We start from the raw sequence: 16,406 nt of genomic DNA on the forward strand, positions 1-16,406 counted from the left end.
CGTTGAAGAAAGGAAGAAGAGATGGCCCTGGAATTAAGCGGGATCCTTGACACACCCCGCGATGTCGTTCGCTCGAAACTTCACGGCATGGTGCGCTGGAGCCTGCGGCTGCTGATGACGATCGAACATCACCTCGAAAAGCGCCGCAGCCGCCGCACGCTTTCGGAACTCACCGACGACGAGCTTTCTGATGTCGGTCTGACCCGTGCGCAGGCGAGGGCCGAGACATCGAAGTCGTGGTTCTGGTCCTGACGTCCCGCGGCTACGCCGGGAGTGCGGATCCTGCTCGAAATTGCCGGCGCCTTGTGGCAAAACGTCTGACTGGAATCGAGCGCAGGGAGCAGCATCATGGCCGAAATCGTATCCTTCCCGGACGCAGCCAGAGCGGAGGGGGGCGGATTGCTGACCCGCTCTCTGCGCGACGGCGTGCTGCGGCTCGTGCTCGATAACCCGCCGGCCAATGTACTTTCGATCGCGCTTCTCGAAGCGCTGATGGAAGAGCTCGATACGGCCGGAGCGGAGCCGGATGTGCGTGTCGTCGTTATCGCCTCGACCGGCGACGTCTTTTCCGCGGGACATGATCTGAAAGAGCTGACGGCCCATCGCGCCGATGAAGATCAGGGCGCCCATTTCTTCGAAAAGACCTTTCGGCTCTGCGCCGATCTGATGCTGAAGATCATGCACCTGCCGAAGCCCGTCATTGCCGAGATCGATGGGCTGGCGACGGCTGCAGGCTGCCAGCTCGCTGCCTCCTGCGATCTGGCGATTTGCACGGATAGTTCGACATTCTGCACGCCGGGCGTCAATATCGGCCTGTTCTGTTCGACGCCGATGGTGGCTGTTTCGCGTGCCGCGCACCGCAAGCAGGCAATGGAGATGCTGCTGACCGGCGAGACGATCGACGCCTCGACCGCCAAGGATTTCGGCCTCGTCAACCGTATCGTACCGAAGCAGTATCTGGCGCAGGTGGTTTCCAAATATGCGGCTGTGATCGCCAGCAAGTCACCGCTGACGCTGAAGATCGGCAAGGAAGCCTTCCACCGGCAGCTCGAACTGCCGGTGGAAGCGGCCTATGATTATACCGCCGGGGTGATGGTCGAGAACATGCTGACGCAGGATGCGCAGGAAGGGATCGGCGCCTTCCTCCGCAAGCGCAAGGCCGAATGGACCGGTGAGTGATCACGCCAGTTTCAGAACCAGCCCGCCGATCGCGATGACGACGCCGGCGACGTAGCGCCAGATGCTGGCTTTTTCCTTGAAGACGGTGATCGAGATCACCAGCGCAAAGAGGATCGCGGTTTCGCGCAGGGCCGCAACGGTCGCGACCGGGGCCTTCGTCATTGCCCAGAGTGCCAGCCCGTAGGAAGCGATCGAGCCGGCGCCGCCGATGAGACCGCGCCACCAGTTGCGGCGAACGTGACGCACGACTGCGAAAGCGCCGCGCTGCGACACCGCCCAGGAAAACAGCAGTACCGGCGGCAGCAGCGACATCCACAAAGTGTAGGAAACCGCATTGCCGGAGATGCGCGCGCCGATGCCGTCGACATAGGTGTAGCTGGCGATGACGCAGGCATTGGCAAGCGAGAGGACGACGGCGCGGCGGCTGCCGCGTCGCGCCTCCAAGGCGAGCGTCAGCACACCGGCGCAGATTGTCATTGTGCCGGCAAGAGCGCCGGCGGAAAGATTTTCCTTGAGGATGAAACCGCTTGTCGCGGCGATCAGGAGAGGAGCACAGCCACGCATCAGCGGATAGACGAGGCCGATATCGCCGGCCCGATAGGCGGCAGCGACCAGCTGGAAATAAGCGAATTGCAGGATGGCAGAGACGCCGATGAACGGCCATGCTGAGGCGTGTGGCAGCGGCAGGAACGCCAGGAACGGCAGTGCCGAAACGGCGCCGCCGGCAGAGATCAGCGCCGCATCCAGGGATTTATCGCTCCCTGCCTTGACGATGGCGTTCCATGTCGCGTGCAGCAGTGCGCCGAAGAGAACGAGCAGGATAACGTCGAGAGGCAAGGGAGTAAATCCGGATAGGATGAGAGGAAGCGGAATACGCCTCGCCTTCGGCGTCTCAAATTCCTGAAAAGACAACTGGGATTTGCACGAAAACGTGCGGCTGCGGTCGCTTATGCGTTCATATGTCGAATAGCATCCTTTCAGGATACGAACAATGGTGGGGCATTCGAGCAATTTTTACGTGCGCGCGATATACGTTCAATCAACGCGACGCTTTCAACTATGAGATGTTTCTAATGGATGAGGGAACAAATGGCGGAATTACCACGAACAGAAAGAGAAAATACCTGCGGGAATTCGGGAGGTGATTATTCTATGCTGCTGAAATATAGATATTATTCTATAGCTTTGACATATGGGAAAATTAAAGCCTTTGGTTGTGCAATCTTCAAGAAATCGCAGCGCGGAATTGAGCTCAAACCTTTCGCAAACGCGAAAGACGTACAGTTTCGGCGGCTGTCACGACGGCGAAAAAATCAAAGCTGATGATGCGGAATGAAGAACATCCCGTTCAGGTTGTCTATGCTCTGGCAGTTCAGTACCTGGCAGCGGGGATTGTCTTTGGAGGGGATATGCGTCCATTCCGCATAATCGGTCGCGTCGCAATAATTGCTGTTGCGGATATAGCGATCATAGAGCGGCAAGCCTCGCGGAGACTGGTAGCGGAAGATGACGGCGCCTTGATTGTGGATGGCAGCGCGCACGCTGGCACAGCTCATGGCGAGCGGATTGTAACGCGAGATCGCCAGCGCCGGCGATGCGGCGAGCACGAGCATGAGGGCAAGAGCGATTTTTTTCATCGAATCATCCTCAGGGAGTAGCCAATTCATATATACGAAGGAGACACGCCGCCGGTTTCACGAAAACGCAAAAAACATGTCGGCTGTGCCGAAGGGATTTCGGGAATGGAGAAGCGGACATGAATCACGACGCCTACACAGATGAATACCTCGCCGGAATTCTGCATTCGGTTAAAACCATCGCGCTGACCGGCGCTTCGCCCAATCCGGCCCGGCCGAGCAACGGCGTCATGGGCTATCTGCTGTCGCGTGGCTACGAGGTCATTCCTGTCAATCCGGGGCAGGCGGGCAAACAGATCCAAGGCCGTACCGTGTATGCCCGGCTAGCCGACATTCCCGTGCCGATTGACATGGTCGACGTATTTCGCGCCTCCGAACATCTGGATGGAGTTGTCGAGGAGGCACTGGCGCTGGGACCGCTGCCGAAGATCATCTGGGCCCAGCTTGGTGTCCGCGACGATGCGGCTGCGGCAAAGGCGGAGGCCGCCGGCATCCAGGTCGTGATGAACCGCTGCCCTGCGATCGAGTATCCTCGTCTTATTGCCTGAGTTGCGGTCCGCTGAGACGGATTTTCCACCGAACGCCCATGGGTTGAAACGGATCGCGATTAACTTTCGCAAACGACAGGCTATGATCCTGCCCGTCAGCAATAACGGGAGGACGACATGGCCAAGAACGATCCGGGATTCAACACGTTGGCGATCCACGCCGGCGCACAGCCCGACCCGGCGACTGGGGCGCGTATAACGCCGATCTACCAGACGACCGCTTTCGTCTTCAATGATTCCGATCATGCCGCCGCCCTCTTCGGGCTGCAGGCCTTCGGCAACATCTACACCCGCATCATGAACCCGACGCAGGCCGTGCTTGAGGAGCGCGTCGCAGCGCTCGAGGGCGGCACGGCAGCCCTTGCCGTTGCTTCCGGCCATGCGGCGCAGATGATCGTCTTCCACAACATCATGCGCCCCGGCGAGAATTTCATCGCTGCCCGCCAGCTCTATGGCGGCTCGGTCAACCAGTTCGGCCATGCCTTCGAGAATTTTGGCTGGCAGGTGCGTTGGGCCGATGCCGCCGATCCGGCGAGCTTCGAAAGCCAGATCGACGACAAGACGCGCGGCATCTTCATCGAAAGCCTAGCCAATCCCGGCGGCACCTTCGTTGATATTGCGGCGATTGCCGACGTCGCACATCGCCACGGCCTGCCGCTGATCGTCGACAACACGATGGCGACGCCCTATCTCATCCGCCCGATCGAGCACGGTGCCGACATCGTCGTTCATTCGCTGACGAAATTTCTCGGCGGCCACGGCAATTCCATGGGCGGCCTCATCGTCGACGGCGGCACCTTCGACTGGTCGAAATCCGGCAATTACCCGATGCTGTCGAGCCCTCGGCCGGAATATAACGGCATGGTGCTACACGCGACCTTTGGCAATTTTGCCTTCGCGATCGCCGCCCGCGTGCTTGGCCTGCGCGACCTCGGGCCGGCGATCTCGCCCTTCAATGCCTTCCTGATCCTGACCGGTATCGAGACGCTGCCGCTCAGAATGCAGCGCCACAGCGACAATGCGATCGCCGTCGCCAAATGGCTGAAGGCACACAGCAAGATCGCCTGGGTGAATTATGCCGGCCTCGACGACGACCCGAACTACGCCCTGCAGCAGCGCTATTCGCCGAAGGGCGCCGGCTCCGTCTTCACCTTCGGCGTCAAGGGCGGCTATGAGGCGGGCAAGACGCTGGTGGAGGGGCTGGAACTCTTCTCCCACCTCGCCAATATCGGCGACACCCGCTCGCTCGTTATTCATCCGGCCTCGACGACGCACCGGCAGTTGACCGACGAGCAGAGGATCGCTGCCGGCGCGGGGCCTGACGTGGTTCGCCTTTCCGTCGGCATCGAGGACGTCAAGGACATCATCGCCGATCTCGAACAGGCGCTTTCGAAGATCTGAGATCAGAGGGATCTACGGCGGCCATGACAAATTTTTTCATCACCTTCGATATCGACGGCGTCGAACCCGAGTTCGGCGCCCCGGAGCCCGGCCGGATCATTTCCGGCGATCCGCATTTCCGCACCTGGAATCTGGAGGAAGGCGAAGGCGGCCTCTATTCCGGCATTTGGGAGGCGACGCCGGGCAAGTGGCGGATCACCTACGAGGAATGGGAATATTTCAGTCTGCTGTCCGGCCATTCGATCGTGACGGAGGATGGCGGTGAGCCGGTTCATCTGAAGACAGGCGACCGGATGATCGTCAGGCCCGGCTTCAAGGGAACGTGGGAAGTCGTTGAAACGACTCGCAAGGATTATGTGATTAAGGTTTGAGCGGCGGCGAACGAAGCCGAGCCTGTCCCGTTTTCGGCTTCGCCTTTGTCGTCACTTTCACGGCGATGATCCGCGACGGCAAGCAGGCAACGACGGTGTTCGTGACACTTTGTCCCGGATTGAGATGCTTTTAACCAATCCCATTAATCGTGCCTACATCGACAAATGCTAAACCTTATTTGCAGCGCATTGCGGACATGATGTCTCCTGCCGTCCCACAGACATGGCCTTGCAATTAATCTTTGCGGAATATGCATGTCGTCGAATCTTGCAGGTAGGTACATTCGGACCCAGACGTCTTCCATCATCGCGACAACCGTCTTCTTCCTTGTCGTCGCCCTCGTCCTGACTGGCCTGGTGGCACATGTTGTCATTACGATGACCCGGTCGGCGAACGAAATCGATGATGCCAGGGCCAGTCGCGCCGCCCGCGCGGCAATCGGTGCATTTGTGGGTCGCCTGAGCGCGACGACGACGGACAATGCCGTATGGGACGATGCCTACAGTGCTGCCTCATCTTCGGCCGCCGCGGATTGGGCCTATGAGAATTGGGGAAAAACCAGCGAGGATTACGCGCTCTATGACGGCGCGATCGTGATCGGCCCTGACCGGTCTTCGATCGTCTCGGCCTATGCCAAAGGCAAGCCCTTCCAGCCGAGCGCCTTTTTCGGGCAAGGTTTTTATCAGCAGATCGATGTGGCTGCCGATCCGGGGCGGGCGCCAGTGATCAATTTCATCAAGACCGAAAGCGGTATCGCGCTGATCGCATCGCAGGCAATCCAGCCTTTCGAGGCGACCGCCGAGCTTCCGAAGCTTAGCACGCTGAGTTTCTACAAGGAATTTACATCGGAAGTTGTCGACACGCTCTCGAACGAACATGAACTTGAAGGCTTGCGCCTTGAGACGACGCCGAAGCCGGATTTCCTGAACACGCCGATCACCGACATTAAGGGGGCCGTCATCGGCTATCTCGTCTGGCCCAGCAAAGCGCCGGGAAGCGCCGTGTTTCATCAGGTCTACCCCTATGTTGCAGCCGCTATCGTCATCCTCGCGCTGTTCCTGATCGGCGTTCTGCTGGTTGGTGCGTCCGAGGCGCGGCGCCTGCGCCAATTGGCGCAAACAGCGATTTTCGAAGCCGACCACGATAGCCTGAGCGGTCTGTTGAACAGACACGGGCTTCTCAACATGTTGGAAGAGCTGGAAAATTCGGCATCTTCGCCACATCGGCTTTATCTGGTCGACCTTGATGGCTTCAAAGCCGTCAACGATGCCTGGGGCCATGCGGTGGGGGACGATTTGATCCGGCTGGTCTCGAAGGCGCTAACCGCCTGCCACCCCGAAATCATTGCCACGGCGCGGCTCGGGGGCGATGAATTTGCGCTGGTGCACGTCGGTTCCGCCACGTGCGGTGATATGGAAAAGACGATTTTGGCGCAGTTTGCCGAGCCCTTCAAAATCGACGGACGAACAATCGAAGTTGGCGCAAGCATCGGAGCTGCTGTTCGCAACGGCGACGTCCCGCCCTTGGAGCTTCTCCGCAGAGCGGACATGGCCCTTTATCGTGCCAAGGCAAATGGCAGAGGCCAGGCGATCGAATACGACCCCGAACTGGACCGGGAACGCCAACGAGTCGCCGAACTGGAAGGCCTGTTGAAGAGCGCCATCAGCAGTGGCGCAATCGAAGCCGTTTTCCAACCTCTTGTCTCTGCCACGACCGGTGCTGTGACCGGTCTTGAAGCACTGGCGCGCTGGCGAACTGCAACGGGAAACATCAGCCCGGAGATTTTCATCCCTCTTGCCGAGAGGTGCGGCCTCATCGATGCGCTCGGCCTTCATATGCTGAGAACATCGATCGAGCACGCCAAGAGCTGGCCCGATCTGGCATTGTCGGTGAACGTTTCGCCAATCCAGCTCTGCAATCCGGAGTTTGCCGCCGAAGTGATCTCGGTCCTGCAGGAGCTCGATTTTAATCCCAACCGCCTGACATTGGAAATCACAGAAGGCGTTCTGATGACAAATCCGGATCAGGCCCGGCGATCGATAGACCAGCTCAAACGCGTCGGCATCAAGTTCGCGCTTGATGACTTTGGCTGCGGTTACGCAAGCATTGGTGCATTGCGGCAGTTCGGGTTTGATCGCATGAAGATCGACCGCTCGCTCGTGTCTGCTCTCGACGAAGGCGCAAATGGCGCCGATGTTCTGCGGGCAACCATCTCGCTCGCGACCGCGCTGCGGATTCCCGTGACCGCGGAAGGTATCGAGACCGCTCGCCAGGCGGCGATCTTGCGCGACGCCGGCTGCGATCAGCTTCAAGGATATCTGATTGGAAAACCCATGTCGGCATATGACATATCCAGCAGGCTGGAAGAAGAGTCAGTCGCATGATGCCGCCAAGATCGTGGTATATGCTCGGTGTTGATGGCTCGTTACCGGCGTTCTAGCAGAGGGGTGACCGCTGAACGTGACTCCCTTTCACTGGCTGCCGGACGTCTTCACCGTTAACCGGGAATGTTTGTCCTGCTGCAGCATACAAAAGCCCAAAAATGACATTTCCAAGCATGATTGCGGCAATCCACCACAGCCATAAGTCAATCTATCCCGATGTTTTTACAAAGGCTTTATTAAATCCGCACTCCGTGCTGTCCAAATGGTCTGCGGACTACAAGAAGCAGACCGACGACAAGCTGAACTACCAGTCGATCGGTTCGGCGGTATCGCCCAGATCAAGACTGCAACGGTTGACTTCGGCGCGTCTGGTGCCCAAAGCCGGAAGACCCGACGACCGGCGGCCTCGGTCAGTTCCCTCGTCGTCGGCGGCACCCAAAACATGCAGCACGCGAGCCGCATCTCTGACAACACGGCCTTCACGTATCTGGGCGAGCTGATCGAATACGGCCCGACCGCTGAGATTTTCCAGTCGCCGAAGGTCAAGCGCACGGAAGACTATATTACCAGCCGTTACGGCTGATCCGCGATCCCGGGATCGCTTCAGCGATGCCCGAAGGAGGAATCGATCACCATTGCAGATCCAGCCGGTCCAGCCCGTGGAAATGGTAGACGTCCTTGACCACGGGTGTCTTTGCCAGCTTGAGGCTGGCCAGCCGTTCGAACAGGATCGGCAGCACGACGTTGAGCTCCAGCCGTGCCAACGGCGCACCGATGCAGAAATGGATGCCGGCGCCGAAGGAGAGGTTTGCCGCCTCGTTGCGGTCGGGCTTGAAGGTGAGGGGATCGGTGAATTTCGCCGGGTCGAGATTGGCGGCGGCGAGGATGAGGCTAACCTTGTCGCCGCGCTTGAAGGAGACGCCGTCGATTTCAGCAGGCTCCAGGGCCCAGCGCTGGAAGATGTGGACCGGCGCGCAGATGCGCAAGGTTTCCTCGACGGTGCGCTCCGTCGTCGCCTCGTCCCGGAAGAGTTTCGCCGGATCGCAGCCGCTGTCCAGGATGGTGCGTACGGAATTGCCGATCTGGTGCACGGTCGCCTCATGCCCGGCATTGAGCAGCACGATCGTCGTCGAGACGAGCTCCTCCTCGGTCAGATACTGGCCCTTGTGCTCGGTATGGATCATGTGGGTCAGCAGGTCGTCGCGCGGCTCGGCGCGGCGTTCGGCGATCACCGTCTTGACGTAGTCGGAAAATTCCTTGGCCGCCCGTTCGGCCTCTTCCTCCTGCTCGCGCGTACGGCCGAACATGTACATGCGGACATAGGCGTGTGACCAGGCAAGCAGTTGCGGCCCCATCTTCTCGGGGATGCCGATCATCCGCGCGATCATCGTCACCGGAATGATGTCGGCAAAGGCCGAGAGCAACTCGACCTCACGCTTCTCCGCGAAGCCGTCGATCAGCCGGTTGGCAAGTTCCGCAAGTTCCGGTTTCATCTTCTCGACATGGCGGGAAACGAAGGCGCGGTTGACGAGCGTGCGCAGCCGCGTGTGCTCCGGCGGTTCGAGTTCGAGCAGCGAATAACGTTCCGAGAGATCGAAACTGGCAAGATGCGGCATCGGCTCGGCAAGGCCGAGTTCCTCGCGGCTGGCGATATGCAGGATCTGCCGGCCGAAGCGCCGGTCGCGCAGCAGACCGTTCACATGGTCGTAACCCGTGAAGAACCACTGCTTCTGCTCGCTCCAGTAGAAGGTCGGGCAATGGGCGTGAAGCGCGGCATAGACGGCATTCGGGTTGCCGTAGAAGGCCGGGTTGCGGCTATCAAGCGAGACATGACGGTTGGCGCGGTCGATCGAGAGAAAGGATGGGATCATCATGCCCCGAGGCTTAGCGGATTTGCCGGGGCTCGGAAAGATGCGGGGTAAGCGATCCCGGACTACCCGGCCCGTGACAGGGTCCCCATGCGTCGCAGCGCTTCGACCTGGTCGTCGACCGTCGGCACGAGTTCGCCGGCAGTGCTGCTCGGCGTGGCTGGTGCAGGGGCTGCGGCCTCCGCTTCGCCGAAGGTGACCGTGCAGTTGCGGCCTGCGGCCTTCGCCGCATAGAGCGCCCGGTCGGCGGCTGAGATCAGCTTGTCGATATTGGCTTCGATCGAGGAGGCGAGCGCGATGCCGATGCTGACGGTGACCGGAACGATCGCTTCGCCGGTGCTGACGGGAAGACGGCAGAAGTCGGTGCGGATCGCTTCGGCGATCGCCTCGGCTTCGCTCTGGTCCGTGACCGCGGCGAAGGCGGCGAATTCCTCGCCGCCCATGCGGCCGAAGATGTTGTTCGGAATATACTGGCGGGCCATCCGCGCGAATGCGGTCAGCACGGCGTCACCGGACTGGTGGCCGAAACGGTCGTTGACGCGCTTGAAATGGTCGAGATCGAAAAGCAAGACCGCGACCTGGCGCCGGTCGTCATGGGCCTTTTCCTGGGTGGCGTCGAAATAGCCGAGCAGGCCGCGGCGGTTGAGCACGCCGGTCAGCGAATCGGTCAGGGTGAGCGCACGCAGGTGCCGTTCGGAACGCTCCATGATCAGCCGGCAGGTGAACGCGAAGGCGATGGTGAGCAGGAAGGCGCTGGCCATGGCGGAAGCGCCGCCGAGATTGGTCGCTTCGATATCGCTCGGCAGCGTCAGCGCCATTATCAGCGCCGAGCCGAAGCACAGGCAGCCCTGGATGACGAACACGCCCATCAGCTTGACGCGGGTGCGCTCGCGGCGCATGTCGCCGGCGGCGACTGCCATGGCAAGTGCCGTCGCACCCGTCGCCGAAGCAAGGTTATAGAGCACCACGCGGTTTGAATAATCGCTGTTGACCCAAGGCAGGAAGACCCCGGCGAGCCAGATGGCCGGCGGCAGCAGCGCCCACCATTCGATCCGCTTGCGGTCGAGCGCCAGAAAACCCGCCACCCAGGCGCTCTGGCCGAGCAGGGCAATGGCGTTGCCCGCCTCTACGGAAAGCACGCTGGGGATTTCGCCGCGCAGCGCGACCATCGCAAAGCCAATGCCGGTCAGGAGGAAGCCCAAGCCCCAATAGAGATAGGTCTCGTTCCTGACGTTATGGCGCCAGGCAACGAACAGCACCAAAGCGAGCGTCATGGCCTCTGAACACCAGATGGCGAGACCTGTAGCAATATTGAACACGGCAGCAACCCCTTGTCTGTCCGCCCTTTTCTGTTGGCTTGCATCCTTGCTGAGGAAGCTCGCCACTTCCTTAATGTCGCTGCGCTGCGGCATTGTTTCGGGCCGATATCTGCCGGTAGGCTTTCCGTTGTGTAAACGTGTATGAGTTTTATCGAATGGCGTAAGCCTTCCTTCATCCTGTCATGGGGAAAAGCGGGGGGAGATCATACAGAGGGCTCGCCGTTAACAGGCGTTTGGGGGAAAGACGCTACCAGGAGCCGAAACTTAATGCATGTCGGTCGGAAGTGTGCAGCGGTTCCGGGATAGCGACATGCATGAAGAAGGCGCTAAAGCCGCCTGGCCGCGCCTTCTTAACGTTATCCTCATGCGTGTCTTGAAGAGGAGGGCCGGGACACTCTATGTAGGGGTAAGATATTTTTCTTTGATTCCCGGCGCTGGCCGGCGAGACGTTGACAAAGGACGCACATGAGAAACCCAGTCGATACCGCAATGGCCCTCGTGCCGATGGTCGTGGAACAGACCAACCGCGGTGAACGCTCTTACGACATCTATTCCCGCCTGTTGAAGGAACGCATCATCTTCCTGACGGGTGCCGTCGAAGACCATATGGCAACGCTCGTCTGCGCCCAGCTGCTCTTCCTCGAGGCCGAAAACCCGAAGAAGGAAATCGCCCTCTACATCAATTCGCCCGGTGGCGTCGTCACCGCCGGCATGGCGATCTACGATACGATGCAGTTCATCAAGCCCGCGGTTTCAACGCTCTGCATCGGCCAGGCCGCATCCATGGGCTCGCTTCTGCTGGCGGCCGGCCACCAGGACATGCGCTTTGCGACGCCGAATTCCCGCATCATGGTGCATCAGCCATCGGGCGGCTTCCAGGGCCAGGCGTCGGACATCGAGCGTCATGCCCGCGACATCCTCAAGATGAAGCGCCGCCTGAACGAGGTCTACGTCAAGCACACTGGCCGCACCTACGAGGAAGTTGAAAAGACGCTCGATCGTGACCATTTCATGGATGCGGACGAAGCCCAGAGCTGGGGCGTCATCGACAAGGTTCTGACGTCGCGCCTCGAAATGGAAGGCGAACAGGCCTAGTAATTAATAGGGATGGTGTTTTCCTCGCCACAGTTCTATCCCATTTGTGATTGAACAAGGGCTTTCATCCTGCGACGAAGACGCTAATAGTAGCTATTAATGCTATGTTGAATTTTTATGACATAGCATTCGGCATTCGAAGGGGAGTTCGTTGCCGCCGGGACCAGGACATGATTGGTTGGCCCGGTTCGTACCCCCTGAAGCCCTTCTCGGCAAAGGCTCCGGAAACGGAGTGCCGCCAGGAGCTGATAGAGTGGACCGCGATTTCGCCTTGAAATGCGGCGTGCTGGAAGGAAAGTGATATGAGCAAGGTCAGCGGCAGCAACGGCGGCGACTCCAAGAACACTCTTTATTGTTCGTTCTGCGGAAAGAGCCAGCACGAAGTCCGGAAACTGATTGCCGGACCGACCGTCTTCATCTGCGATGAATGCGTCGAACTGTGCATGGACATCATCCGCGAGGAGAACAAGTCCTCGATGGTCAAGTCCCGCGACGGCGTTCCGACGCCTCAGGACATCATCAAGGTCCTCGACGAATACGTCATCGGCCAGCGGCAGGCGAAGAAGATCCTGTCGGTTGCCGTTCACAACCATTACAAGCGCCTGGCGCACGCCTCCAAGAACGGCGAAGTCGAGCTGGCGAAGTCGAACATCATGCTCGTCGGCCCGACCGGCTGCGGCAAGACCTATCTTGCCCAGACGCTCGCCCGCATCATCGACGTTCCCTTCACCATGGCTGACGCGACGACGCTGACCGAGGCCGGTTATGTCGGCGAGGATGTCGAAAACATCATCCTGAAGCTGCTGCAGTCGGCCGATTACAATGTCGAGCGTGCGCAACGCGGCATCGTCTACATCGACGAAGTCGACAAGATTTCGCGCAAGTCCGACAACCCGTCGATCACCCGCGACGTCTCGGGCGAGGGCGTACAGCAGGCGCTGCTGAAGATCATGGAGGGCACGGTCGCGTCCGTTCCGCCGCAGGGCGGCCGCAAGCACCCGCAGCAGGAATTCCTGCAGGTCGACACGACGAACATCCTGTTCATCTGCGGCGGCGCCTTTGCCGGCCTCGACAAGATCATCTCTGCCCGCGGCGAGAAGACTTCGATCGGCTTCGGCGCCACCGTCAAGTCGCAGGATGACCGCCGCGTCGGTGAGGTCCTGCGCGAACTGGAGCCGGAAGATCTGGTCAAGTTCGGGCTCATCCCCGAATTCATCGGCCGTCTGCCGGTTCTGGCGACGCTTGAGGACCTCGATGAGGATGCGCTGATCCAGATCCTGTCCGAGCCGAAGAACGCGCTGATCAAGCAGTATCAGCGGCTGTTCGAGATGGAGGATGTGGAACTGAACTTCCACGAGGACGCTCTGCGCGAAATCGCCCGCAAGGCGATCGTGCGCAAGACCGGCGCGCGCGGCCTTCGCTCGATCATGGAGAAGATCCTGCTCGACACGATGTTCGAACTGCCGACGCTGGAAGGCGTGCGCGAGGTCGTCATATCAGAGGAAGTGGTGCGCGGTTCGGCCCGTCCGCTTTATATCTATGCCGATCGGCAGGAAGAAAAGGCTAACGCTTCGGCGTGAGCTCGAGCTTTTGTGTGATTATTTTGGGGGCTTGCCATAGGCAGGCCCCTTTCTATTTGAAAAACCATGCGGAGCGCTGTTAGTATTTGCCGGTGGGAACCGAATTGCCTTTGCCGATGTTGCGCAAGGGGTCGTGCTTGGCAATGATGCAATGATCCGTAAGCCTCTTGCTGGCGTTTGCATTTTAGCCGGGTCGAAAGTGGTAAGCGCCGGTCCAGCCACGCGCGTCATAGTGTTGGCGTTCCGTGTAATAAAGCTGTCACATCCGAGGGACGCGGGCGTTGGCGTGGCTTGAAAAGCGTAGTCAGAACCTCCACTTGTAGCAACAAGTGAGATTGCCGGCCGGTCCCAAGCGGCCGTGCAGAGAGCCCGGCAACGGGACGATGGAAAGGACATAAAATGACGAAGAAAACGTCTGTAGCGACCAGCACTGCCTACCCTGTTCTGCCCCTACGCGACATCGTGGTTTTCCCGCATATGATCGTGCCGCTATTCGTCGGACGGGAAAAGTCGATCCGTGCGCTCGAAGAGGTCATGGGTTCCGACAAGCAGATCATGCTGGTGACACAGATCAACGCCAGCGACGACGATCCGGATCCTTCGGCGATCCACAATGTCGGCACCGTGGCGAACGTGCTGCAGCTCTTGAAGCTGCCCGACGGCACCGTGAAGGTTCTGGTCGAAGGTCGCGCCCGCGCCGAGATCGACACCTATACCAGCCGCGAGGATTTCTATGAGGCGCTCGGCCATGTGCTCGAGGAGCCGCATGACGATCCGGTCGAACTGGAAGCCTTGTCGCGTTCGGTCGTCTCCGAATTCGAGAGCTACGTGAAGCTCAACAAGAAGATTTCGCCCGAAGTGGTCGGCGCTGCCAGCCAGATCGACGACTATTCCAAGCTCGCCGATACGGTCGCTTCTCATCTGTCGATCAAGATCACCGAGAAGCAGGAGATGCTGGAGACCACCAGCGTCAAGCAGCGCCTCGAAAAGGCCCTCGGCTTCATGGAAGGCGAGATCTCGGTCCTGCAGGTCGAAAAGCGCATCCGCTCGCGCGTCAAGCGCCAGATGGAGAAGACCCAGCGCGAATACTACCTCAATGAACAGATGAAGGCGATCCAGAAGGAACTCGGCGACGGCGAGGAAGGCCGCGACGAGATGAGCGAACTGGAAGAGCGCATCTCCAAGACCAAGCTGTCCAAGGAAGCCCGTGAAAAGGCCGATGCGGAGCTGAAGAAGCTGCGCCAGATGAGCCCGATGTCGGCGGAAGCCACTGTCGTGCGCAATTATCTGGACTGGTTGCTCGGCATTCCCTGGGGCAAGAAGTCGAAGATCAAGGCCGACCTCAACAATGCCGAGAAGATCCTCGAAGCCGATCACTTCGGTCTCGACAAGGTCAAGGAGCGCATCGTCGAATATCTGGCGGTGCAGGCCCGTGCCACCAAGATCAAGGGCCCGATCCTCTGCCTCGTCGGTCCTCCGGGTGTCGGCAAGACCTCGCTCGCCCAGTCGATCGCCAAGGCGACCGGCCGTGAGTATGTCCGCATGGCGCTTGGCGGCGTTCGTGACGAAGCCGAAATCCGCGGTCACCGCCGCACCTATATCGGCTCGATGCCCGGCAAGGTCATCCAGTCGATGAAGAAGGCGAAGAAGTCCAACCCGCTGTTCCTGCTCGACGAGATCGACAAGCTCGGCCAGGACTATCGCGGCGATCCATCCTCGGCCCTGCTCGAAGTGCTCGATCCGGCGCAGAACATGACCTTCATGGATCACTATCTGGAAGTCGAATACGACCTGTCGGATGTGATGTTCATCACGACGGCGAACACGCTGAACATTCCAGCGCCCCTGATGGACCGCATGGAGATCATCCGTATCGCCGGCTACACCGAGGATGAAAAGCGCGAAATCGCCAAGCGGCACCTGCTGCCGAAGGCCATCAAGGAACATGCGTTGCAGCCGGAGGAATTCTCGGTCAGCGACGACGCCCTGATGGCGATCAGCCAGCAGTATACCCGCGAAGCCGGCGTCCGCAACTTCGAACGCGAACTGATGAAACTCGCCCGCAAGGCGGTCACCGAGATCATCAAGGGCAAGACGAAGGCCGTTCACGTGACGGCTGCCAACATCTCCGACTATCTGGGCGTCCCGCGCTTCCGCCATGGCGAAGCCGAGGGCGAGGATCAGGTCGGCGTCGTGACCGGTCTTGCCTGGACGGAAGTCGGTGGCGAGCTGCTGACCATCGAAGGCGTAATGATGCCGGGCAAAGGCCGCATGACGGTCACCGGCAATCTGAAGGAAGTCATGAAGGAATCGATCTCGGCGGCGGCCTCCTATGTCCGCTCGCGCGCTGTCGATTTCGGCATCGAGCCGCCGCGCTTCGACAAGAGCGACATCCACGTGCACGTGCCGGAAGGCGCGACGCCGAAGGATGGCCCCTCGGCCGGCGTCGCCATGGCAACCGCGATCGTCTCGATCATGACCGGCATTCCGGTGGACAGGCATGTGGCCATGACCGGTGAAATCACCCTTCGCGGCCGTGTGCTGCCGATCGGCGGTCTCAAGGAAAAGCTGCTCGCAGCGCTTCGCGGCGGCATCAAGAAGGTGCTGATTCCGGAGGAAAACGCCAAGGACCTGGCGGAGATTCCTGATAACGTGAAGAACAACATGGAGATCATCCCGGTATCCCGCATGGGCGAGGTGATCAAGCACGCACTGATCCGGCGGCCGGAGCCGATCGAATGGGATGGTACGGTGGAAACGCCGGTCATCGCAACGGTCGAAGGCCTCGATGAGACAGGCGCAACCATAGCGCATTGAGTGGCCTTTGCCACATTTATGCCCCATTGGGACAAAACACGCAAAAAGGCTGGCGGAAACGCCAGCCTTTTTTGTGAAAACGTCATGTAGACGCTTGCTTTTCCTTGATTTGCAGGGCTTTTGGGTTTTCGGCGGGCCTGATGAAACCTATTCTGCGCCTAGCTTACTTTTGAGTCGTTTCATACCATTTAGAAAGGGGTGGAAAC

General features: G+C 59.7%; 13 protein-coding genes and 2 pseudogenes. 11 read left to right on the plus strand and 4 right to left on the minus strand.

Translation table 11 applies throughout. The features are described 5' to 3' along the window. Positions 1-21 precede the first annotated feature (21 nt). Together HFO99_RS16260 and HFO99_RS16265 are read left to right on the plus strand one after the other, a co-directional pair. Positions 22-252, plus strand: a complete 231-nt coding sequence (locus HFO99_RS16260) for a DUF1127 domain-containing protein (protein WP_222333012.1) — start codon at positions 22-24, stop codon at positions 250-252. Positions 253-348: 96 nt separating this feature from the next. After that, positions 349-1,179, plus strand: a complete 831-nt coding sequence (locus tag HFO99_RS16265) for an enoyl-CoA hydratase (RefSeq protein ID WP_222362277.1) — start codon at positions 349-351, stop codon at positions 1,177-1,179. Here the strand turns inward: HFO99_RS16265 and HFO99_RS16270 are convergent, their stop codons facing one another. Beyond that, a complete protein-coding gene (locus HFO99_RS16270) occupies positions 1,180-2,016 on the minus strand; it encodes an EamA family transporter (RefSeq protein ID WP_222333014.1) in 837 nt (278 codons plus the stop codon). A 476-nt stretch (positions 2,017-2,492) separates the two neighbouring features. Beyond that, positions 2,493-2,816 carry a hypothetical protein gene (locus HFO99_RS16275; RefSeq protein WP_222362279.1) on the minus strand — a complete coding sequence of 108 codons (324 nt, stop codon included), beginning with the start codon at positions 2,814-2,816 and terminating at the stop codon, positions 2,493-2,495. 119 nt (positions 2,817-2,935) lie between these two features. Between HFO99_RS16275 and HFO99_RS16280 the strand changes: the two genes are divergently transcribed. The 6 genes and pseudogenes from HFO99_RS16280 to HFO99_RS33945 all read left to right on the plus strand — a co-directional run. Beyond that, a complete protein-coding gene (locus HFO99_RS16280; RefSeq protein WP_222252125.1) occupies positions 2,936-3,364 on the plus strand; it encodes a CoA-binding protein in 429 nt (142 codons plus the stop codon). A gap of 117 nt (positions 3,365-3,481) precedes the next feature. Beyond that, positions 3,482-4,765: an O-acetylhomoserine aminocarboxypropyltransferase gene (locus tag HFO99_RS16285; protein ID WP_222333016.1), complete on the plus strand. Its 1,284-nt coding sequence runs from the start codon at positions 3,482-3,484 to the stop codon at positions 4,763-4,765. Between the two features lie 23 nt (positions 4,766-4,788). Continuing rightward, complete coding sequence (locus tag HFO99_RS16290; RefSeq protein ID WP_222252127.1) at positions 4,789-5,136, plus strand: cupin domain-containing protein; 348 nt, start codon at positions 4,789-4,791, stop codon at positions 5,134-5,136. 255 nt (positions 5,137-5,391) lie between these two features. Then, positions 5,392-7,521 (plus strand): putative bifunctional diguanylate cyclase/phosphodiesterase, encoded by a 2,130-nt coding sequence (locus HFO99_RS16295; RefSeq protein WP_222252128.1) that lies wholly within the window; start codon positions 5,392-5,394, stop codon positions 7,519-7,521. A 245-nt stretch (positions 7,522-7,766) separates the two neighbouring features. Next, positions 7,767-7,941: pseudogene (locus HFO99_RS33940) on the plus strand (phosphate ABC transporter substrate-binding protein PstS); the annotation flags it as partial. Positions 7,942-7,954: 13 nt separating this feature from the next. After that, positions 7,955-8,104: pseudogene (locus HFO99_RS33945) on the plus strand (phosphate ABC transporter ATP-binding protein); the annotation flags it as partial. A 46-nt stretch (positions 8,105-8,150) separates the two neighbouring features. On the opposite strand, the gene HFO99_RS16305 reads toward HFO99_RS33945, so the two are convergent. Further along, positions 8,151-9,395 carry a cytochrome P450 gene (locus tag HFO99_RS16305; RefSeq protein WP_222307762.1) on the minus strand — a complete coding sequence of 415 codons (1,245 nt, stop codon included), beginning with the start codon at positions 9,393-9,395 and terminating at the stop codon, positions 8,151-8,153. Positions 9,396-9,454: 59 nt separating this feature from the next. Continuing rightward, positions 9,455-10,708, minus strand: coding sequence for a GGDEF domain-containing protein (locus HFO99_RS16310; protein WP_222362281.1), 1,254 nt, complete (start codon positions 10,706-10,708; stop codon positions 9,455-9,457). A 465-nt stretch (positions 10,709-11,173) separates the two neighbouring features. Here HFO99_RS16310 and clpP point away from each other — a divergent pair, with 465 nt between their 5' ends. The 3 genes from clpP (at position 11,174) to lon (ending at position 16,200) form a co-directional block, all read left to right on the plus strand. After that, complete coding sequence (clpP, locus tag HFO99_RS16315) at positions 11,174-11,803, plus strand: ATP-dependent Clp endopeptidase proteolytic subunit ClpP (protein ID WP_017963838.1); 630 nt, start codon at positions 11,174-11,176, stop codon at positions 11,801-11,803. Positions 11,804-12,105: 302 nt separating this feature from the next. Beyond that, complete coding sequence (gene clpX / locus HFO99_RS16320; protein WP_017963839.1) at positions 12,106-13,383, plus strand: ATP-dependent Clp protease ATP-binding subunit ClpX; 1,278 nt, start codon at positions 12,106-12,108, stop codon at positions 13,381-13,383. A 399-nt stretch (positions 13,384-13,782) separates the two neighbouring features. After that, positions 13,783-16,200 (plus strand): endopeptidase La, encoded by a 2,418-nt coding sequence (gene lon, locus HFO99_RS16325; RefSeq protein ID WP_222252131.1) that lies wholly within the window; start codon positions 13,783-13,785, stop codon positions 16,198-16,200. The last annotated feature ends 206 nt before the right edge of the window (positions 16,201-16,406 follow it).

This window comes from Rhizobium leguminosarum (assembly GCF_019798305.1).
GTDB lineage: Bacteria > Pseudomonadota > Alphaproteobacteria > Rhizobiales > Rhizobiaceae > Rhizobium > Rhizobium leguminosarum_U.